Raw genomic sequence first — 21,094 nt, forward strand, 5'->3', positions numbered from 1 at the left:
TGCGAGAGATCATCAGGCCGGCGCGTCGGTCGGACGTCGGAGTCCGTTCCGGGATGCCGAACGCGATACCGCTGACGAGCGGACGGGAGCGGAGAGGTCTGAGGCGCCTCTTGGTGAGCGGTGCGGTGGGCGGTCCTGGGGCTATGGCGGCGACCTCCGCCATGATTAGACTATGCAAAGGTTCCGTCTCGGGGCACTTGCCATGTGGCTTGCCTGCGCTGGTCCTGACCGGCGGGATTCCTGACCGGTGAAAGGGGTGTCGTGTCGCCTGGGAATGCCAGAGCCCTCCGCCGGCCTCAACTCCCCAGAGGATGGCGGCGCCTCAGCGTCCGACTGCCGATTCTTCTGTTCCGTGCGGGGCTCGGCCCGATCTTCCGGAAGCGGCTGCTCCTGTTGCATCACACCGGGCGTGTCACCGGTCTCCATCGCCTCGTGGTCCTGGAAGTCGTGTCGTACGACGCTGTCGAGAAGTCATGGACGGTCGCCGCCGGATTCGGCACGAGGGCCGACTGGTACCGGAATCTGAGGGCGCAGCCGAAGACCGTGATCCAGTTCGGCAACCGACACCATGCCGTCACTGCCCACTTTCTCGACGTCGAAGAAGGGGGCGAGCTCATGGTCTGCTACGCGCGGCAGCACCCGAGAACGGCTCGCCGTCTGTGCGCGTTCATGGGACTGCCCACATACGGCAGCGAGCAGGCGTTCCGGGAGGCCGGTCGGGCCATTCCCTTCGTCAGGCTGGATGCCTCCACGCCTTCTCGGCCCTGACGAGTGATCGATCGGGCCGATCCGGTCTTAGCTTGTCCTACCTTCCAAGCGTGGGTTTGAGACGGTCATTCGTAGGATCGTCGGAACCCAGGGGCTCGGGGTATGGCTGTCAGCTTGTCGCCGTTGGATGGCTTAAATTACTTGGCCGCCCGGAGCCCCGCGACGACTCGACCGCTGATTTGGGATACGCGACTCGATCGCTGTGTAGGACAACGTCGGCGAGGTCCTCTGCGGGACTGCTGTGACGACGAGCTGGCGGAGGTGACCGTGCCCGAGATCTGGGCCGGGGTGGACATCGGTAAGGAACACCATCACTGCGTAGTGATCGACGCGGGAGGCGAACGCCTCTTGTCGCGGCGAGTCCTGAATGACGAGTCCGCGCTGCTGGAGCTGATCGGTGACGTACTCGAACTGTCCGAGGACGCGTTGTGGGCGGTGGACATCAACCACGGCGGAGCCGCTTGCTCATCGGCCCGCTGCTCGGCCACGACCAGCCGATGGTCTACCTCACCGGGCTCGCCGTCCACCAGGCATCAGCCGCCTACCCAGGTCAGGGCAAGACCGGCGCCAAGGACGCCTTCGTCATCGCCGACCAGGCCCGCATGCGCAAGGACCTCGGCGTGCTCCGACCGGGCGATGAGATAACCGTCGACCTCAAGATCCTGGTCCGACGCCGCACTGATCTCGTCAACGACCGCACACGCCAGATCAACCGGCTCCGGGAACAACTCCTTGAAATCTGCCCAGCCTTGGAGCGAGCACTCAGCTTGACGAACAAGGGGCCGATCCTCCTGCTGACCGGCTACCAGACGCCCGCCGCCATCCGCCGCAGCGGAGCCAAGCGCATCGAGACCTGGCTGAAGAACCGCAAGGTCAAAGGCGCCTCGGTGCTCGCCCAGGCCGCCGTCGAAGCGGCACAGGCCCAGCACACAGCACTGCCCGGCGAGAGGCTGGCTGCCTCGATGGTGGCTCGCCTCGCAAAGGGAGTGATGGCCGTCGAAGAGGAGATCACCGAGCTCGACGCCCTCATCGAGGCCCGGTTTCACGAACACCCGCACGCGAACGTGATCCGCAGCCTGCCCGGCATGGGCGCCATGCTCGGAGCCACCTTCATCGCCGCCACCGGCGGTGACATGAAGGCCTTCGGCACAGCCGACCGGCTGGCCGCTTTCGCCGGCCTGTCACCGGTCCCACGCGACTCCGGTCGCGTCAGTGGCAACATGCGCCGAGAAGTCCAGGGCGTTCGCGCTGCGGAGTTTCGCAAGGAGAACCTCGTGCAGCCGGGACCACTCACCAGCCTCGTTCGACTCGGCCAGGCGCCGCCAGCAGGTCATGCCCGACCCAAAGTCCAGTTCCTGCGGCAGGTGCTCCCAGGAGATCCCGGTGTGCAGCACGAACAGGATGCCCTGGAACACCATCCGGTCCGCAGGCCGCTTGCGTCCCGGATGCCGCGTCCGACGCTCGACCCTGGGCAGCAGCGGCTCGATCACCGCCCACAGCTCGTCGTCAACTTCCCGCGGCTTCAGCCGAGCCACTGCGCACCCCCAGATCACCGGTCCCGGAGCGATCCAAACACCTTGAAGATCATTTCATCAGGAGTTCTAAGCCTGATCGGTTCGATCAGGCTGTGGTGTCCCGTCCGCGAAGCCATGATCCGCAGGTTGTGACGGGCGTTGAGCGAGCCAGCCGGAGACGCGCGGTCCGCCGCTGATGGCAGTACCTTCGAGCACGGTACGCACGTGTTCGAATCCCTGGCGGAGGTAATACGTCTGCAAGGCCGTGTTGGTCGTCCAGGCGTCCAGCCGCAGCCACTCGGCCCCGGCCCGCCAAGCGCGGTCGCCGGCCCAGTCGAGAAGGCGACCGCCGAGATTCTGGCGCGCGTGGGTGTGCGCCACACTGAGCTTCGCGAGGAACAGCGAGGGCTCCGCCAGCTCCTTGGCTGTCCACAGACCCTCCTCCGACTCCGGTGAGAGTGTGATCGTCGCAGCGGTCAACTCGCCGTCCTTCACCATGAAGACGGCTCCCGCTTCGACGCTTGCCAGCAGTCTCTCGACAGGATAAGGGCGCTGCCATTGATCGCTGCCGAGCTGGGACAGCCAGGCTGCCGCATCCGCCCGGAAGGCGAGCAGCACGTCGACGTCACAAGGCTGGGCAGGAATGATTCTCACGGGGACCAGCGCAACACAGCACTCCTTCGGGCGCCATGCTCCGGACGATGCAGACCGCATAACGAAGTGTCCCGCTCCAGAGATCCTTCAGGGCGCCTGACCGAGGCTGCGTTTTGCCATGTTGGAGGCAGCGATCCGTGCGGCCGCCGCCGGCGCCTGTGGCCGCGCTGACGCGCGTCACGGGCTCCTTGGACGCCCGATGGGGCAGCGGCAACACATGTTGATCACCGCCGCGGTTGTGCTTGCATCAGGATGCACGCCGAACGGTTACCTCGTCACCTTCGGACTCGTCATGACCGTGACGGAGTCCGCGGAGGGAAAGTAACGACATGACCGGATCAGGTCCGCACGAAGCACTTGCGAGCGGCCGCCATCGAGCTGCCCACGGCCGGAGCGGCACTTGCGCGCGATCGTGCCTCTCGGTGTGGGCGTATCGATGGCCTGTTCGGCGGCGGCGAGTACGTGACTTCCCGAGGTGGGCGAGAGGTTGGGTCGGGTGTCTCGGGCGGCGGACGGGCGCCGGAGTACAGGGACGCTGGCCGCTCGTGTACGCGCTCGGGGTTTCGCATCGTCCACGAGGACCGCTGGGGCCCTCCGAAACTCGGCTCTTTCCTGTTCCCGGCGGGCTGCCGAGGTGACCCTGGCCAGCAGGCCCGCCATCACACCGGCGGACAGAGCGGCCAGCCACGGGACGACGCGCCAGGCTGCGACCACGTGGATGCGCTGCCCCAGTACTGAGGGGCACAGCGGCTCGACCGTTCACTGGGTCGCGTTCAGGCATTAAGGAAGCGTAAAGATTGCCGGAACACGGCAATGCGCTCCCAGGCCTGCCCAGTTCAAGATGGCGATGGCAGAAACACGGGGGAGTGGTCCCGGTGCCGTGGCCTGGCAATGGGCACGCGCGCCGGGACCTGGCGCAACCGGATCGGGGGTGAGGACATGGCGCAGTCCGCAGACCATCCCTCGCTGTTGCCCGCCGCCCCCATCAGCCCGGCATCGGCGAGCGTTCGTGTCGACACGGCAAGCGGCACTCCGTACGACCCCGGCAGTCCTGGCGCCCGCGGCTGAGCCGTCGCTGGCCCCGCGTCACATCTGACGCATTCGCCCGCAGCAAGGCGGGCAGTTCGCCGCGCCGTCGAGGCGCCGACTCTTCGCAGATTCAGAGGACTTCCTATGACTATCTCCACCGCGGGCATTGGTGTGCTCGTCTGTCTTCTTCTCGCAGCCCTTGTGCTGTTCGTGGTTGCTCGCCTGTTCCGCAAGGTCGAGCAGGGCAAGGCGCTGATCGTGTCCAAGATGCGCAAGGTCGACGTGACCTTCACCGGCCAGGTCGTGCTGCCGGTTCTGCATAAGGCCGAGGTGATGGACATCTCGGTGAAGACCATCGAGATCACCCGCGCTGGCAAGGAAGGGCTGATCTGCAAGGACAACATCCGCGCCGACATCCGGATCACGTTCTTCGTCAAGGTCAACAAGACGGTGGAGGACGTCATCAAAGTCGCCCAGGCCGTCGGTACGGCGCGAGCGAGCGACCGGAACACCTTGCAGGAGCTGTTCCACGCGAAGTTCTCCGAGGCGCTCAAGACCGTCGGCAAGCAGATGGACTTCACCGACCTGTACACCAAGCGCGAGGAGCTGCGGTACCGGATCATCGAGGTCATCGGCGTCGACCTTAACGGCTACCACCTGGAGGACGCGGCGATCGACTACCTGGAGCAGACGCCGATCGGCCAGCTCGACCCGGCCAACGTCCTCGACGCCCAGGGCATCCGCAAGATCACCGAACTGACCGCGGTGGAGCACGTGCGCACCAACGAGGCGCAGCGCGGCGAGGAGAAGGAGATCACGCGGCAGAACGTCGATGCCCGTGAGGCGATCCTGGAGCTGGAGCGCCGGCAGGCGGACGCCGAGATCAAGCAGCGCCGGGAGATCGAGACCGTACGGGCACGGGAAGAGGCCGAGACGGCGCGCGTCGCGGAGGAGGAGCGGCTGCGGGCGCAGAGCGCGTTCCTCAAGACCGAGGAGCAGCTCGGCATCCAGCGGGAGAACCAGGCCCGCGAGGTCGCGGTCGCGCAGAAGAACCGCGAGCGGGTCATCGCCGTGGAGAGCGAGCGCATCGAGAAGGACCGCCTCCTGGAGGTCATCGCCCGGGAGCGGGAGACCGAGCTGACGCGGATCGCCGCGTCCAAGGAGGTCGAGGCGGAGAAGCGGGAGATTGCCGAGGTCGTCCGCGAACGCGTCGCGGTGGACCGTACGGTCGCCGAGCAGGAGGAGTCGATCAAGAAGCTGCGCGCCGTGGAGGAGGCGGAGCGGCAGCGGCAGGCAGTTATTATCGCCGCCGAGGCCGAGGCGCAGGAGCGGCTGGTCAAGGACATCAAGGCAGCCGAGGCCGCCGAACAGGCCGCCGTGCACCGCGCGGCGGAGGAACTCACCCTGGCCGAGGCCCGGTTGAAGAGCGCCGAACTCGACGCGCAGGCCAAGCTGCGCCTTGCCGAGGGCATTCAGGCCGAGGCCGCCGCCGAGGGCTTGGCCACCGTCCAGGTCCGCGACAAGGAGGCCGAGGTCATCGAGAAGGCCGGCCGCGCGGAGGCCGAGGCCACGCAGGCCCGCATGCTGGCGGAGGCCGAGGGCGCCAAGGCCAAGGCGCTGGCGGAGGCGGAGGCCATCGGCGGGAAGCTGAAGGCGGAGGCCGCCGGTCTCACCGAGAAGGCCGCCGCGATGGCCGCACTGGACGAGGCGTCCCGCACGCACGAGGAGTACCGGCTGCGGCTGGAGGCCGAGAAGGACATCCGGCTCGCCGGGCTGGAGGTCCAGCGGCAGGTCGCGGAGGCGCAGGCCACCGTACTGGCCACGGGGCTGGAGAACGCGGACATCAACATCGTCGGCGGCGAGTCCGTCTTCTTCGACCGGCTGGTCGGGGCGATCGCGCTCGGCAAGGGCGTCGACGGGTTCGTGCAGCACTCCGAGACCGCGCAGGCGCTGGCCAAGCCCTGGCTGGACGGGACGTCGAGCTTCACCGACGACCTGAGCCGCGCCTTGGGCTCCGTCTCCACGGCCGATGTGCAGAACCTGACGGTGTCCGCGCTGCTGATGAAGCTGATGAGCGGCGGCGGAGCCGACGCCGGACAGCTGAAGCAGCTGCTGGACAAGGCGGGCGAGCTGGGGCTCGCCGACACTCCACTGACCGCCCTCAACGGCCACGCCAGGGTCTGACCGGCCACGGTCCGGAGCTGCCGCACAGGGGAGGGCAGCTCCGGACCGTTCTTTTCGACGCGATGAGAGGGACCCCATGACCACCGGCCTGGACACGGGTACGTACGAGGTGCTGCGCGACCGGCTCACCGCGCAGGCGGCCGAACTCGCCCGCCGTGCCGAGGCGCTCAACAGCCGCCGCGCCGAGGAGTTCGGCTCCACCCGGCTCGAACTGACCGGCACCGAGCGGCTGCGCACCGAGCACACCTGCGTGCCCCGCGACATCGTCTCCGTCGGCGACACCCTGCTCTTCGGCCACAACGTCTTCCTCGGCCTGAAGCCCGAGACGACGGTCAGGGACGTCTTCGCGCTGCACGACCGCGACCTGAACCGGCTGCCCGACGACGCCGTCCCCGGCCTCCTCGACGACCCCGCCTTCGTCCGCGAGTTCACCGCCCTCTACCGCTACTACCGCCAGGCCCACCTGCTCCAGCTCCGCCGCCTCGACGGCAAGCTGCTCGCCGTCTTCCAGACCGGCGAGACGGCCGCCGACATCCGCGTACTGCGCTGGGCGCTCACCGACGACGGACAGGCGACGTTCCTCGACGCCCGAGGCGACCGTGACCACGTCTTCCCGCCCGCCCATGACTTCGAGTGGACCCCGGCGACCCGCGAGGACCACGTCCTGGGCCGTCATCCGCATGTCTCCGTCCAGGGTGAGATCTTCGTCGGGACGGTTGGTGGCACCCTCACCGTCAAGACCGAGAACGACACCGAGACCGGCGAGGGCATCTACACCGAACCCGTCGACGAGCCGCTGCAGTCCCTCGCCGACGCCGAGATCGCGCACGCGCGCGTGGGCGCCCTGATCCTCCTGCGCATCCGCCCCTACAAGGAGGACACGGACCGCTACCTGGTCTTCAACACCCTGACCAGGTCCGTCGTACGCCTCGACGGCATCGGACGGGCGTGCCGCCGGCTGCCCGAGGACCAGGGCATCGTCTTCCCGGGAGGCTACTGCCTGGCCACCGGCACCCATAAGACATACGAACTGGACATGGCCGACCTGGAGTTCGAGCGGGAGGTTCGCTCGCCGAACGGAGAGGACGTGCTGTACGTCTTCCACGCGCGCGTGGAGGGCCGCAGTCTGCTGCTGCCGTACAACGTGATCCGCAAGGAGGTCGCCAACCCTCTGTCCTGCCACGGATGGGCGCTCTACGACGACGGCGCGCTCGTCGTCCTGCGCGCGGACGGCGACGAGCCGCAGCGCGTGCACCCGGTCCAGTTGTGGACCTCCCCCTTCGTCTCCGACCTGCACGCCGCCTCTCGGCCCATCGGCACCGGCCCGCTGGCCCGTGTCGGCAACGCCGACCTCGTTCGCGGTATCTCGGACTGTCTGTCCATCACTCGGGCGGTTACCGAGACGACCCCGACGAGCGAGGTGTACGAGGCACTGGCCGCCGCCTGTGTGCGGGCCACTGACTCCTACCACTGGCTGGGAGAGCCGGAACTCGGCGACCTTCTGACCCCACTGGCACAGGTGCGGACAACGGCCGAGCAGGTGCTGTCGGAGTTCGAGACGGTCAAGGCCCTCACCCGGCAGGCGGCCGATGCCCTCGCCGAGGCCGCGGCGAGGGTCGCCGGAGTTGTACGACGCCTGCGCGGCGAGGCACCCCGCAGCGCCGACGCGTGGGTGTCCGGGCTCACCGAACTCCGCCACGCCCAGGGCCACCTGCTCACCCTGAAGGACATGCGGTACGCGGACACCGCCCGCATCGACGAACTCGCCGCCGACGTCGACTCCGACCTCGCCACCTTCGGCGGGCGGGCCGTCGCCCACCTCGCGCAGGAGGACGCCTTCGCCGGCCATCAGGCCGCCGTCGAGCAACTGGTCGCCGACGCCCAGGCGATCGCCACGGTCGCCGAGGCCGCGCCCGTCGCCGCCCGCATCCACGAACTCAGCGACGGGCTGCGCACGGTCACCGACGTCGTCGCCGGGCTCGACATCGGCGACGCCACCGTCCGCACCTCCATCCTGGAGCGCATAGCCGAGGTCCTCGGCGGCGCCAACCGAGCCCGGGCCACACTCGACGCGCGCCGCCGCGAACTCCTCGACCGTGAGGGACGTGCCGAGTTCGCGGCCGAGTCGGCCCTGCTCGGCCAAGCCGTCACGGGCGCGCTCGCGGCCGCCGACAGCCCCGAGGCGTGCGACGACCAGCTCTCCCGCCTGCTCGTGCAGGTGGAGACCCTGGAATCGCGGTTCGCCGAGTTCGACGACTTCCTCGCCGAGCTCGCGGACAAGCGCGACGAGATCCAGGCGGCGTTCTCCGCCCGCCGGCAGACTCTCGCCGACGCCCGCGCCCGACGTGCCGAGCGCCTCGCCGACTCCGCCGGCCGCGTCCTGGAGACGGTCAACCGCCGTGCCGCAGCGCTCGCCGACGCGGACGCCGTCACCACGTACTTCACCTCCGACCCGATGCCCGCCAAGGTCCGGCGCATCGCCGACGAGCTGCGGGAACTGGGCGACCAGGTGCGGGCGGAGGAACTGGACGGCCGCCTGAAGTCCGCCCGCCAGGAGGCGCTGCGCGCCCTGCGCGACCGCATGGACCTCTACGCCGACGACGGCCGCACCCTCCGCCTGGGCACCCACCGCTTCGCGGTCAACACCCAGCCGATCGACCTCACTCTCGTCCCGCACGGCGACGGCCTGGCCCTCGCCCTGACCGGCACCGACTACCGCGCCCCGGTCTCCGACCCGGACTTCGCCGCGACCCGACCGTACTGGGACCGGCCGCTCCCGTCGGAGTCCGCGGAGGTCTACCGCGCCGAGCACCTGGCCGCCCGGCTGCTGGAGGAGCACGGCCCGCAGGCGCTCGCCGAGGCCGACGACCTGGCCGCCCTGGTCCGGCAGGCCGCGGAGACGGCGTACGACGAGGGCTACGAACGCGGCGTCCACGACCACGACGCGACCATGATCCTCGCCGCGCTCCTGCGCCTCCACGAGGGCGCCGGACTCCTCCGGCACGAGCCCTCGGCACGTGCCGCCGCCCAGTTCTTCTGGGCGCATGGCACGACGGCCGAGGAACGCGACACCTGGACCCGGCGGGCGGTCTCCATGACCCGGGCCCGCGACACCTTCGGTCTCGCGCCCGCCCTCGCCGACCTGGAGGCCGAACTCTCCGACGCCATCGGCTCACAGGCCGCGGCCGCGTATCTCCTCGAGGAACTGACGACCGGCCCCGACGGCTTCGTCGTCAGCGCGGGAACCCGCACCGTGCTCGACAAGTTCCGTCGCACGGTGGGCACTTCGGCCTACGACGACGATCTCGCCGCCCTCGACGACCTGGCCGCACGCAGGCAACTGGTCGAGGTGTGGCTGACGTCGTACACCACCGCGACCGGTACGGACCTCACCCCCGGCGACCTGGCCGAGGCGGTGGCCGCCGAGCTCTGCCCCGACCTGCCCCGCTATGAGTCCGACGCGCCCCTGACCGAGACCGTCGGGGGACTGCTCGGCACCCACCCGCGCATCGACAACCGCACCCTCACCGTCCGCGTCGACGAACTCCTAGCACGGACACGGGAGTTCCGTATCCACGAGGTTCCCGCCCACCGGGCCTACCAGCGCCGCCGTACCGCCCTCGTGGCCGCCGAGCGCGGTCGCCTCCGGCTGGACGAGCACCGGCCGCGCGTGATGTCGGCGTTCGTGCGCAGCAGGCTCATCGACGAGGTCTACCTCCCGCTCATCGGCGACAGCCTCGCTAAGCAACTCGGCACGACCGGCGAGTCCAAGCGCACCGACATCGGCGGTCTGCTCCTGCTCATCTCCCCGCCGGGCTACGGCAAGACGACCCTCATGGAGTACGTCGCGGACCGCCTCGGCCTGCTGCTGGTGAAGGTCAACGGCCCTGCGCTCGGACACACCGTCACCTCGCTGGACCCGGGGGAGGCGCCGAACGCGACCGCCCGCCAGGAGATCGAGAAGATCAACTTCGCGCTGGAGGCGGGGAACAACACCCTTCTCTACCTCGACGACATCCAGCACACTTCGCCCGAACTGCTGCAGAAGTTCATCCCGCTGTGCGACGCCACCCGCCGCATCGAAGGCGTACGGGACGGCGAGCCGCGCACCTACGACCTGCGCGGCAAGCGCTTCGCCGTCTGCATGGCCGGCAACCCGTACACCGAGTCCGGCAGCCGCTTCCACGTGCCCGACATGCTCGCCAACCGCGCCGACGTGTGGAACCTCGGCGACGTCCTCACCGGCAAGGAGGACGCCTTCGCGCTGAGCTTCGTCGAGAACGCCCTGGCCGCCAATCCCCACCTCGCCCCGCTCGCCGGCCGCTACCGCACCGACCTGGAACTGCTGCTCCGCCTGGCCACAGGCGACTCCACGGCACGAGCCGACCGGCTGACCCACCCCTACCCGCCCGCAGAGGTGGAACGCATTACCACCGTCCTGCGGCACCTCCTGACCGCACGCGACACCGTTCTCGCGGTCAACGCCGCCTACATCGCCTCCGCCGCGCAGTCCGAGGCCACCCGCACGGAGCCACCCTTCCAGCTCCAGGGCTCTTACCGCAACATGAACAAGATCGCCCAGCGCATTCAGCCCGTCATGAACGACACCGAGCTGTACGCCCTGATCGACGACCACTACGCTGCCGAAGCGCAGACCCTGACCACCGGCGCCGAAGCCAACCTGCTGAAACTGGCCGAGCTGCGCGGAACCCTCACCGCCGACCAGGCCGACCGCTGGGCGGGGTTGAAGGCGGCCTACGCCCGCACGCAGACGCTCGGCGGACCCGACGACGACCCGCTCACACGCGCCGTCGCCGCCCTCAGTCTCCTCGCTGACCGGGTCGCCGCGGTGGAGACCGCGATCACCCGTGCCACTGACCCCCGCACCATGCTCGCCACCCCACAAGGCCGGCATGCCGCCAGCCGTAAGGAGCGATGATGACGCCTTTCCTGGTCCCGCTCGCCACGGCCGTATTCATCGTGGCGTTGAACACGGCCGTCCTGACACGTCGAGACCGACGCCGCTGGACAGCCGGTACGGGAGACATGCCGCCCGACACCACCGCGTGCGGAGGCCACGAGACGCGCAGCGGACCAGCAGGAGCTGGACCGGTGGCGGCAGGCCAGCGGAGCCGACGTGATGGAGTTCCCGACAACCAAGGTGCCGATGCCCTCAGCGCGACGCAGAAGGCCATGCTCGCGCGGTAGGCCCGCCGGTCGGTCGAGGGCGAGACGCTCGCGCAGGTCGAGGAGGCACGGAGATGGCCCGGCTGCGGTACCGGCTCGTCTCCAAAATCGTGCTGGAGCAGGTATGCCCGGACGTTGTTTGCTGTTTCCTCTGGCTCGCCGAGGTGGGACCAGGAGCGGAAGTCGTAGTGGTTCTCCCTATGCGGCATCTTCGCTACCTTGTAGACGAGCCTTCGCCACCGCGATGGGGGACTGGGTCGTGACCAGGGACAGGTCACCCAGCCAGTCGAGGTTCTTCGGGACCCGCACGCCGAGCGCCCACGCCGCGTGGTGGTCGGCATGCTCACGGCCGCTGTCGCCGTTCTGACCCCGGAACCCGCACCGGCAGTCATGATTGAGGGAAAGCCTCGGGCCGCGGGACATGGAACTGGACCGGGGTGGCGCGCTGACTGAGGTCCTGATGGCGGCCTCCGACCCAGGGTTCTCGGCCGCCGGCAGCGTGGGGCGCACCCACAACGTCCGGCCGTCGCCCGGCTGTTGAGATGCAGCCCGCTTCTCCTGGCCTTGCCGCGCAGGAGCCGCAGAGTCACGGCAGGGGGCGCATGGAAGTCAACGCCGTGCAGCAACTCCCGCTCACCCGGGGCCAACCAGTCGTCCACGGGCAGCTGCCGAATCGGCGCGTACCGGCTCGGTCGGCTGAAACTGTCACAGATCTCGCCGAACCGGATGGCGGCACTGGCTCGATTACGCATTGGAGTCGAAGGCACCGGTGCTGGAGCGGGCGGCGGAGCCCAAGCGCATGGCGATGCTCACCGCGGTGATGCGGCACCTGGAGGCAAAGGCGATTGACGAGGCCCTGGACCTGTTCGAGGTCCTCATGGCCACCCGGCCGCTGAACACGGCGAAGCGGAAGACGGAGAAGGAACGGCTGGAGACGCTGCCGCAGCTGGAAAAGGCGTCGTCACGCTTCCCACCTCGGTGGTCGTGCCTTCCTGAAACCTGGGCCTGTCAGTGCCCGTAGCGCTTGCAGGCCAGGTACGTGGTGTAGGGCTCGATGTTCCCGTCATCAAGGCAGACGCGGACGACGGCGGCTCCCCCTTCAACGTCAGCCGGCACATTGAAGCTGAACGTCTTGCTCTCCCCGCAGGCGACGTCGTCGCTGGAGACGTGGCTGATCTCGTGGTCGGCGCTGTTGAGGGTGAAGCCCGTGGTGCCACGGCAGTTTTCGGTGCTGACTGACTTGTGCTCACCGCTGATGGTGACCGAACGGTTGTACCAAGTGATGGTGCCCCTGGTGTATGTCTGGCCGTACGTCACGTCGAAGGTACTCGTGGGGTAGGCGGTGGTTGCGGCGTCGGCAGCCGGAGCCGCGCCCAGCACCCCTATGGCCAGCGTCGCGGCGGTGAGGGCTGTGGCAGAGCGGATACGCAAAACATCTCCCGTTGATGATGCGGCGCCGCCGTGCGGCGGCAGACGCCCAAGTATCGGCAGACGTACGGGCGTTGTCCACGGGGCGTCCCCCCCCCCCCCCCCGCAACGCAGAATGGCCCGGCCCGCTCCAGCGAAATCGGGCAGGGGGCCGGGCCTTGGTACTGCCTGGATCAGCGGCTCGCGACCACCCGGAAGTTGACCTCATTTAGAGAGATGGCTTTGCGCTCGCAGCCATGGCTGCGAGCGCAAAGCACACGGTCAGGGTGTCGAGGACGCCGCAGGTGCCCTGCGACTGGAGTTGGAGGCGGTGTGGGTCGCGGCGTGCACCCGCACCCGCCTGACGATCGCCCTCGCGGGCCGGGACCCGGATAGAAGGCCCGATCAGGCAGCGCGAAGACGAGACGCAGGCGCCCGCGCGTGCACCCCTACGGGCCGTAGATCTCCTCACAGAAGCACAGGTCGAGGAGGCCGCGCCGGTGACGTGCGATTCGAGCTCGACCTGAACGCCACCTTGCCGCAGGCGGCCGGATACCCAGGGTGCGCCCAGGCCACGCAGTACATCACCATCGCCAAGAGCACCTGGGCGCAGCAGATCGCACAGCTCGGTCCGTCCGCGGCGTTCGAGATGGCCGTGCGCATCTCGCTCTGGCGCCCGAACACCGCCGTGGGCACAGAGCTCTGTACGGCGGACTCAACCAGGGCCGGATCGACGTCGCCCGGCTGCGTCGTGCTCTGGTCGGGGTGCCGCTGCCGAGAGCGGCGGTCGGTCGGCTCGTGCTGGCGGTGGATGTCTCGCTGTGGCTGCGTCCGGACGCCAATACGTGTGCTGACCGGGTCTTTTGCCACACCTTCGGCCGGGGCGAGGGCAAGCATCAGATGGTGCCCGGCTGGCCGAATTCGGTGGTGGCCGCGCTGGAGACCGGCCGCACGTCCTGGACGGCGGTGCTGGATGCTGCCCGTCTGGAGCCCGGTGTCGACGTCGCCGCGGTGACCACCATGCAGATCCGTGAGGTCGTCGAGCGGCTTGTCGCGGCCGGTGAGGACCAGGAGCAGCGCGACCACCACAGCGAGCACGGCGATGACGGGCATACGAGCGAAGCCAAAGAGACAGAACCTAAAGGCTGTTGCAGATCCGGATCAGCGCTCGTTTCCCGCCATGATCTAGTCCGTCACGCGAGACGTTCTGTCCAGTTTCATGGCGACTGGCGACGCTCGCTGATCTCCCGTGCCCGGCATTGCACGATCTTCGCAGCCGTTCTGCAACAGCCTTTAGATGTGTTCTGCGCTTTCCTCCGGGAGATCGGGCGACGCTTGGGCAAGCCGGTCCTGATGGATCCGGAGGGCGACTACGGTCATCCGGTACTCGGCTTCGATGTCGGGGCCGATCGGGTCGTCCTTCTGGCTGAGCCGCTGGTCATGTGACTGCGACCGCAGGCCGGGGCTTGTAGAAGGTGCCGTCACGGAGTATCGCGAAGAGGACATCGGCCCGCCGTCTGGCGAGGCAGAGCAGAGCCTGCGTGTGAAGTTTGCCCTGGCTGATCTTCTTGTCGTAGTAGGCCCGGGACGCCGGGTCGCCCAGGGCGGCGTACGCGGAGAGGAAGAAAGCCCGTTTGAACTGCTTCCTAGCACCCACGTCTCCGCACCGATCTGCTCCGCCACCGCAGCCCCTGCCCCTTGGCTTGCTGACAGATCGTCCATTCAGCGGCGTGCCTGCAGCAGTTGAAGGCGCCTCGGTACGCTTGTCGGAAGGGGGCGTCATGAGCGATCAAGGTTGGTATGACGACAGCAGCTACGGGGCCGCACTCCAGCAGGCTGCGCGAGCGACGCGGTGGGGCTGGGCAGCGATCGCCGGTGTGACCGGGCTCCTCGCTGCCGTTGCCGTAGCCCTGGTCGTTTTCCTGCTGGTCGTTGCTGTTGTTCTCGGATACACGGCTGTTTCTGTGTGGTAGAGACTGCTCGACTGATCCGAAACGGATCGGGGCGCGACGATCTGAGGCGAGCCGGCGGCGGGGAACGGCGCCGCTACGCAACGTCGAAGCCAGTCGCCATCGACAGCTAAGAAGGCTCAAAGCGACAGCTTCAGTGGATGGTTACGTGCGCGGGTGCCTCCATGGTCGTCTCCGCCGTCGCCCCGGGCGACTTGTGAAAGGTGACAGTGCGTGGGAAGCCTGTTGAAAGGCATCTCCGGCGTCCGCTGGCGACAGCTGCGCGACGCGCGACAGCTCACCGCCGGGGACATCCCGCCGCTGCTCTCCCGGATCGCGTATGGAAGCGAGGACGCTGCCCGCCTTGCGATCGATGAACTGGGGGACCGCGTCTGCGCGTTGGGTTTCGTGGTCGGCGAGGCGACCGCCTTTACGGTCCCATTCCTTCTGGAACTCGCTGAGGCCCCCTATGCGCCCTGCAAGGCCGAGCTGCTCGATCTCCTGCAGAGCATCTACCAGACCGACAACTGGCACTCTTCGGCCGCGGCGGCTGGCGGCCCGAACCGCACGAACTTCCGGGAGCAGCCTGCCTGGGAGGCGGCCGCCAGGGAAGCCGTGCGTGCAGGCCGACCGGTCATCGAGGGCCTCGCCTCATCCATACGACCGGAAGAGGCCGAACCAGCACGGAAACTGCTGTTGACGATGGACGAGGCGCCACCGTTCCCGGACCTCTGAAAGGGAGTCGCAGGTCCCGAACCGCACAGCCTCGAAAGAGCCCAAGGATGACGCTCAAAGATCATTGCGGGACGGGCTTACTGATCGTTTCAGAATGAGGTTCGGAGTCGTCTCAAGCAAAAGATCCTGCAAGCGAGTTGAAGCAGACCGAGGTGGAGGTCGGCACGAATCTCGTAGCGGTCCGGAGGCGCTTGAACTGGTGGAGCCAGGCGAAGGTTCGATCGACGACCCAGCGGGTCCTGCCCAGACCGGAGCCGTGGGTTGCGCCCTTGCGGGCGATCTTCGGTGTGATGCCGCGGGCCCGCAGGATGCGGCGGTACTTGTCGTAGTCGTAGCCGCGGTCGACGAACAGCCGGCCCGGCCGGTGCCTCGGGCGCCCGCGGACCCCGCGGATGCGCGGTATCGCGTCCAGCATCGGCATCAGCTGAGTGACGTCATGACGGTTCCCGCTGGTCAGCGAGATAGCCAAGGGCGTTCCGTGGCGGTCGGTGATCAGGTGGTGCTTGCTGCCCGGACGTGCCCGGTCGACCGGCGAAGGTCTGGTGTGAGCCCCCCCTTCGAGGGCCCTGACATGGGAGGCGTCGATGGCCGCGTCGTCCATGTCCAGCAGGCCCGCGGCCCTCAGCTCGGCCAGCAGCACCTCGTGCAGCTGCGGCCAGACACCAGCCTCGGTCCAGTCCCGCAGACGCCTCCAGGCCGTCACACCGCTGCAGCCAACCTGGGCAGCCGGAACATCCGGACAGCGCACGCTCTTGCACAGCACGTAAACGATGCCCCGCAGCGCGGCCCGGTCATCCGCCGGCAACCGCCCGGGATACCGGCGCCGCCGAGACGGACGAGCAGGCAACAGCGGGGCCACACGTTCCCACAGGTCATCAGGCACAAGATCAGCAGAAACCCAAATCCTGCCGACAGAACACCCAACCGCCAAGCCTTACAAAGAACTTCATTCTGAAACGATCAGTTAACCGGCTGCCCGTCCAGCCCACACCCGGCGGCTATCCCATGGTGCAGATGCCGAAAGAGGGCGTGGAAGATCTTGGGCTGATCAGGCTGGACGTGCTCGGCATACGGATGCAGTCCGCGATGGCCCACGCCGTCACCGAGATCGAACGCGCCACCGGCCGACACGTCGACCTCGACGACCCCCAACAGGTCCCGCTCGACGACCACTTCGCCTTCAAGCTCATCCAGGACGCCCAGACCCTGGGTCTCTTCCAGCTCGATTCTGTGTCAAGTCCAGGCGTGTTGCCTTCTACTGATTGAATTAATGCCTGCGGGGTTGCCGTGCTGGTGGGTCTGCTGGCGCGTGGAGTCGTAAGGGCTGGGTGGGGTGACTGCTGGGGCAGGATGCGGCTTGCTCCTGTCTCATCCCAAAGTCACCCGCGCGAGGGCAGCAGAGCACGCGCGAAGGCCGGATCATCTTCTTGTTGGGAGGATTTGTGCGAGCAGGCGGGTTCCGGCAGGCGTGATCGACCAGCGGACGGTGTCGGACAGGTCGTCCGCCGCGGCGCTGTCGTCCGGCGAAGCTGCCTCCAGGGCGGGGGTTGGCGAACGTGGGGCGAGGATCGCCCAGCAGCGTTTGCCCGAGGCAGTGAGTTCGCTGCCGTGGGTGAGGCAGAGCGCGTCCACCAGGGTGAGGCCGCGTCCGCTTTCGTCGTACGGTCCTGCTGTTCGTGGTTGCGGCGGCGCCGGGCTTGGGTCGGACACCTCGATGACCAGGAGGTCTTCTTCCAGGGTGATGACGGCGGTCAGTCGGCTGCGGACGTGCAGGGCCGCGTTGGTCAGCAGTTCGGATGCCACCAGTTCGAGTCGGGAGTGCAGGTCCTCGTCGAGGGGCACGTTCCAGGTCCGCACGGTTTGTGTTATCCGGTGTCGTGCTGCGTGGACTGCTTCGGGTGTGGGTGCGACGTGGAAGCGGGCTTGGGCGGCGTGGTGCATGAGCTGGTGTCTCCGAGGGGGAGGGTGCGGCGCCGGGTGCGAGCGGCTGTGCGGATCGCGGCTTGGTCATCTGTCATGGCTGATTGCGCGAGTGAGGGGTCAGCACTGGATGACGTGGATGGCGAGGCCGCCGCGGGCGGTTTCCTTGTAGTCGGTGCTCATGTCGGCGCCGGTTTCCCGCATGGTCTTGATCGCGGTGTCGAGTGAGACGACGTGGTGTCCGTTGCCTTGGATGGCCAGTCGGGCGGCTGTCACTGCTTTGACGGCGGCGACGGCGTTGCGTTCGATGCAGGGGATCTGGACCAGGCCGGCCACGGGGTCGCAGGTCATGCCGAGGTGATGTTCGAGTGCGATTTCCGCCGCGTTTTCTGCTTGGCCCGCGGTGCCTCCCATTCTTTCGGCCAGTGCGGCTGCCGCCATGGCGCAGGCCGAGCCGACCTCGCCCTGGCAGCCGACTTCTGCACCGGAGAGGGAGGCGTTCTCCTTGATGATGCTGCCGATGGCGGCCGCGGTGAGCAGGAAGCGGACGACGCCTTCGTCATCGGCGCCGGCGACCCGCTGGCGGTAGTAGTGCAGGACCGCGGGGATGACGCCGGCGGCTCCGTTGGTGGGCGCGGTGACGACTCGGCCGCCGGCAGCGTTCTCCTCGTTGACGGCCAGGGCGTGGAGCACGACCCAGTCCATGGCCCGCAGAGGGTCGTCGCCAGCGGCTGTTTGCAGGGTACGGTGCAGTGCGGGGGCGCGGCGGGGGACGTTGAGACCGCCGGGCAGGGTGCCTTCGCGTTCGCAGCCTCGGCGTACGCAGCCCTGCATGACGTTCCAGACCGCCAGCAGGCCGGAATACACCTCTGTCCGGGGGCGCCAGGTGGTCTCGTTGGCGAGCATGACATCGCTGATGTGGCGGTCTCCGGCGTGTGCCAGGAGTGTATCGGCCGATCCGAAGGGGTGGGGCAGGTGCCGGTTGCGCGCGCCGATCGCGGGCTGTTCGCCGAGCAGGAATCCGCCGCCCACGGAGTAGTAGGTGTGGGTGTGGATGGTCTGTCCGCCGGAGTCGCAGGCGGTGAAGGTCATGCCGTTGGGATGCAGAGGAAGGGCGCGGGAGCGCAGGACCAGGTCGTAGTCGGCCACCGGGCCGCCCAGGAGGGGGACTCGGCGGTCCGCCCGGAGACGGTTGACGCGTTCGTCGGCGGTGGCGACGTCGACGGTGGCCGGCTCCTCGCCCATCAGTCCGAGCAGGACTGCTTTGTCGGTGCCGTGGCCGAGTCCGGTCGCCCCGAGCGATCCATAGAGGTCGATGCGTACGGAGGCGACCTGGGCGAGCAGGCCGGCGTCGGCCAGGTGGGTGGCGAAGAGACGGGCGGCGCGCATCGGCGCCACAGTGTGCGAGCTGGACGGCCCGATGCCGATGGTGAATAGGTCGAACGCGCTGATCACTGGGCCCCCACCTCGGCGGTGCCCAGGGCGGCAGGTGACTCGGCGTCGGGGATGAGGATCTCCGGCCTTCCCGTGCCGTCGGCGGGGACCTTCCAGATATCGGAGTGATTGCGCCCGCGGGGGATGGCGTAGGCGACGGTGTGCGGGTCGATCCAGGCGGCCTGGTCGTCGACGTTGCGGGTTTCTGCGAGGGGAGTGACCCGGCGGGTGGCCACGTCCAGGACGGACAGACGCCAGCCGCGGGCCGGGGTGCCGCCGTGGGCGGACTTGAAGGCGATACGGGTGCCGTCGGGGGAGAGCGAGGGGCACTCGACGTTGTCCATCAGCGCGGTGAGGCGATGGGTGGCCATGTCGCCGAGGACGAGGTAGCGGTGGCCTTTGGTGGACATGGTCGCGTAGAAGCGGCGGTCGTCAGGGGTGAAGGTGACGCCCCAGAAGTTCAGGTCACGGGCCCGGTAGGGCCTGTCGGCAACAGTGAGGGCCCAGTCCTCCAGAGTGGGTGTCAGTTCCTGGGTGTGGGTGTCGAGGATTCCGGCACGGGTGGAGAAGCGTCCTCCGTTGTAGGAGTCACCGGTGACGAAGACGGTCCAGGCGACCATCCGGCCGCTGGGTGACACCCTGGCCCGGTTGGGCACGCCCACGAGGGGAATCTCACGGATCGTCTGGAGATGGTCGTCGACCACGGCGAGTTGGTAGGTCGTCAGCCCTGGGTCCAGGCGCAGGCAGACGCCGGTGCCGCCAGCCGCGTACAGCCTGCTGCAGGACAAGGGGGAGACCGTCCTGCGGCCGCCGGGGGCTTCGGCGGGCACGGAGACCAGGTGGCCCCGGCTGCCTGGGGCGGTGCTGCGTGCCACCAGCCGCGGGCCCGGGTCAAGGGAAACGTAGCCGGTCGCCGCCTGCGCAGGTGATCGCGAGGGCGTGGCGACGACAATGGCCGAGGTCGCCAGCCCTGCCAGTGCCACGAGACCGGCGACGGTGGCGGTGACGCGGATGCTGCGGCTGCTCATGCTTCGGCCTCCTCGGGCTTGCGGCCTGTCAGAAGTGCGCCGGTGGTGGTGACGGCCAGCAGCACGAACCCGGCGGCGGCCCCGGTCGCGGCGGTGCTTCCCCACGTGGCCCAGGCGAAGCCGAAGGTGAGGGAGGAGAGGAAATAGGCGAGGGCCTGAACCGTCTGCACGCAGGCCAGTCCAGTGGTGCGCAGGCCGGGGGGCAGCAGCGGGCCGGCCAGGGCCATTAGTACGCCATCGGTGGCTGCGTAGAAGGCGCCGTAGCAGCACAGCACCGCTATCGTGACGGGGGCGCCAGACAGGGGGCTGCACAGCAGCAGGTAGACCGCCAGGAGCGCGCCGTACCCGGACAGCAGCACGGTGCGGCGGCCGTGCCGGTCGGCGAGCGCGCCCAGGGGTGCGGCCAGCAGGAGGTACACGAGGTTGGCACCGACGGCCAGGACCGGGAACCAGCCAGCCGGCGTGGCCTGCCGTCGCATCAGCAGGAGGTAGACGAAGCCGTCGCCGACGGTGGCCAGTCCCAGCAGTCCGGCCGCGTACATCAGTCTCCGCACGGGCGCGGCACGCAACAGGCCTCCTGCGGCGCGGAGGCTGACGGGGGTGGCCGGGCGGTGCTCGCCGCGGGGGTCGCGGGTGAGGGTGGCCAGGGCGAGCAGCCCGGCGGTGGCGATGCTGAAGCTGGTCAGGAACAGGGCATCGAAGGCGGCCGGGTCGGTCGTGCCGACGGCGGCCAGGACACCGAGCGCGGCCAGGGGGCCCGCGAAGGCGCCCATACTGTCCATCGCCCGGTGCACGCCGAAAGCCTTACCCAGTACGGGCTCGGGGACGGAGAGGGTGATCAGCGCGTCGCGGGGCGCGGTGCGCAGGCCCTTGCCAGCCCGGTCGGCGACGATCACCGCGCCGAGGGCGGCTATCGAGGAACCAGCCGCTGCCAGGCCCAGCTTGGCCAGGGCGGAGATCCCGTAGCCGGCCGCGGCGACGGCCTTGCGTCTGCGGAAGCGGTCGGCGACATAGCCGCCGACCAGACGCAGCAGAGCGGTGGAACCGGTGTAGAGGCCGTCGATCAGGCCGTAGGCGGCCGGGCTCATGTGCAGGGTGAGTACGAAGTACAGCGGGAGGACGGCGGTGACCATCTCGGCGGAGACGTCGGTGAGCAGGCTCACGAGGCCGAACGCGAGGACGTTGCCGCCGACCGCGGTGGCGGTGTGGCACAGGCCCCGGCCTGAGCCCTCACGCGGGGATCGGTCGATGGTGGACAGGTACACGGCCGGACTTCGCCTCCTCG

General features: G+C 68.7%; 11 protein-coding genes and 6 pseudogenes. 8 read left to right on the top strand and 9 right to left on the bottom strand.

Annotated features, from left to right (window positions below; genetic code table 11):
* The first annotated feature begins 261 nt into the window (after nucleotides 1-261).
* Together RKD23_RS39235 and RKD23_RS39240 are read left to right on the top strand one after the other, a co-directional pair.
* On the top strand, nucleotides 262-768 hold the full coding sequence (locus RKD23_RS39235) for a nitroreductase family deazaflavin-dependent oxidoreductase (protein WP_424858112.1): 507 nt from the start codon (nucleotides 262-264) through the stop codon (nucleotides 766-768).
* 102 nt (nucleotides 769-870) lie between these two features.
* Nucleotides 871-1,952 (top strand): annotated as a pseudogene (locus tag RKD23_RS39240) (IS110 family transposase); the annotation flags it as partial.
* Here the strand turns inward: RKD23_RS39240 and RKD23_RS39245 are convergent.
* Nucleotides 1,921-2,303 (bottom strand): annotated as a pseudogene (locus tag RKD23_RS39245) (transposase); the annotation flags it as partial. The pseudogenes RKD23_RS39240 and RKD23_RS39245 overlap by 32 nt on opposite strands.
* Nucleotides 2,304-2,369: 66 nt before the next feature.
* Complete coding sequence (locus RKD23_RS39250; protein WP_424858113.1) at nucleotides 2,370-2,936, bottom strand: GNAT family N-acetyltransferase; 567 nt, start codon at nucleotides 2,934-2,936, stop codon at nucleotides 2,370-2,372.
* 1,173 nt (nucleotides 2,937-4,109) lie between these two features.
* Here RKD23_RS39250 and RKD23_RS39255 point away from each other — a divergent pair.
* From RKD23_RS39255 to RKD23_RS39265, 3 genes and pseudogenes are all read left to right on the top strand, one after another.
* Complete coding sequence (locus RKD23_RS39255; RefSeq protein WP_424858114.1) at nucleotides 4,110-6,149, top strand: SPFH domain-containing protein; 2,040 nt, start codon at nucleotides 4,110-4,112, stop codon at nucleotides 6,147-6,149.
* Between the two features lie 76 nt (nucleotides 6,150-6,225).
* Nucleotides 6,226-11,088: a DNA repair ATPase gene (locus RKD23_RS39260; RefSeq protein WP_424858115.1), complete on the top strand. Its 4,863-nt coding sequence runs from the start codon at nucleotides 6,226-6,228 to the stop codon at nucleotides 11,086-11,088.
* Between the two features lie 920 nt (nucleotides 11,089-12,008).
* A pseudogene (locus tag RKD23_RS39265) lies at nucleotides 12,009-12,297 on the top strand (hypothetical protein); the annotation flags it as partial.
* A gap of 47 nt (nucleotides 12,298-12,344) precedes the next feature.
* Here RKD23_RS39265 and RKD23_RS39270 read toward each other — a convergent pair.
* Entirely contained in the window at nucleotides 12,345-12,767 is a 423-nt protein-coding gene (locus RKD23_RS39270) for a hypothetical protein (protein ID WP_424858116.1), read from the bottom strand.
* A 639-nt stretch (nucleotides 12,768-13,406) separates the two neighbouring features.
* Here RKD23_RS39270 and RKD23_RS39275 point away from each other — a divergent pair.
* Nucleotides 13,407-13,814, top strand: a pseudogene (locus tag RKD23_RS39275) (transposase); the annotation flags it as partial.
* A 367-nt stretch (nucleotides 13,815-14,181) separates the two neighbouring features.
* Here the strand turns inward: RKD23_RS39275 and RKD23_RS39280 are convergent.
* Nucleotides 14,182-14,388: pseudogene (locus RKD23_RS39280) on the bottom strand (IS110 family transposase); the annotation flags it as partial.
* A gap of 538 nt (nucleotides 14,389-14,926) precedes the next feature.
* Between RKD23_RS39280 and RKD23_RS39285 the strand changes: the two are divergent.
* Nucleotides 14,927-15,427 (top strand): hypothetical protein, encoded by a 501-nt coding sequence (locus RKD23_RS39285; protein ID WP_424858117.1) that lies wholly within the window; start codon nucleotides 14,927-14,929, stop codon nucleotides 15,425-15,427.
* Nucleotides 15,428-15,516: 89 nt separating this feature from the next.
* Here RKD23_RS39285 and RKD23_RS39290 read toward each other — a convergent pair.
* A protein-coding gene (locus tag RKD23_RS39290; protein WP_424858442.1) for an IS5 family transposase occupies nucleotides 15,517-16,331 on the bottom strand; the annotation gives its coding sequence in 2 pieces (ribosomal slippage) (nucleotides 15,517-15,608 and nucleotides 15,608-16,331; 816 coding nt in all).
* A gap of 59 nt (nucleotides 16,332-16,390) precedes the next feature.
* Between RKD23_RS39290 and RKD23_RS39295 the strand changes: the two are divergent.
* Nucleotides 16,391-16,678 (top strand): annotated as a pseudogene (locus RKD23_RS39295) (hypothetical protein); the annotation flags it as partial.
* Between the two features lie 168 nt (nucleotides 16,679-16,846).
* Here RKD23_RS39295 and RKD23_RS39300 read toward each other — a convergent pair.
* The 4 genes from RKD23_RS39300 to RKD23_RS39315 form a co-directional block, all read right to left on the bottom strand.
* Nucleotides 16,847-17,368: an ATP-binding protein gene (locus tag RKD23_RS39300; RefSeq protein ID WP_424858118.1), complete on the bottom strand. Its 522-nt coding sequence runs from the start codon at nucleotides 17,366-17,368 to the stop codon at nucleotides 16,847-16,849.
* Nucleotides 17,369-17,467: 99 nt separating this feature from the next.
* Nucleotides 17,468-18,802: an L-serine ammonia-lyase gene (locus RKD23_RS39305; RefSeq protein ID WP_424858119.1), complete on the bottom strand. Its 1,335-nt coding sequence runs from the start codon at nucleotides 18,800-18,802 to the stop codon at nucleotides 17,468-17,470.
* A complete protein-coding gene (locus RKD23_RS39310; protein ID WP_424858120.1) occupies nucleotides 18,799-19,809 on the bottom strand; it encodes a TolB family protein in 1,011 nt (336 codons plus the stop codon). Before RKD23_RS39310 ends, RKD23_RS39305 begins: the two co-directional genes overlap by 4 nt.
* Complete coding sequence (locus tag RKD23_RS39315; protein ID WP_424858121.1) at nucleotides 19,806-21,074, bottom strand: MFS transporter; 1,269 nt, start codon at nucleotides 21,072-21,074, stop codon at nucleotides 19,806-19,808. Before RKD23_RS39315 ends, RKD23_RS39310 begins: the two co-directional genes overlap by 4 nt.
* Between the last annotated feature and the right edge of the window lie 20 nt (nucleotides 21,075-21,094).

The organism is Streptomyces sp. SAI-170 (assembly GCF_049739565.1).
In the GTDB taxonomy this organism is placed as follows: Bacteria; Actinomycetota; Actinomycetes; order Streptomycetales; family Streptomycetaceae; genus Streptomyces.

Coding starts and splice junctions, on each gene's coding strand:
- RKD23_RS39255 (WP_424858114.1), top strand. CDS start 4,110: ATGACTATCTCCACCGCGGGCATTGGTGTGCTCGTCTGTCTTCTTCTC.
- RKD23_RS39260 (WP_424858115.1), top strand. CDS start 6,226: ATGACCACCGGCCTGGACACGGGTACGTACGAGGTGCTGCGCGACCGG.
- RKD23_RS39300 (WP_424858118.1), bottom strand. CDS start 17,368: ATGCACCACGCCGCCCAAGCCCGCTTCCACGTCGCACCCACACCCGAA.
- RKD23_RS39310 (WP_424858120.1), bottom strand. CDS start 19,809: ATGAGCAGCCGCAGCATCCGCGTCACCGCCACCGTCGCCGGTCTCGTG.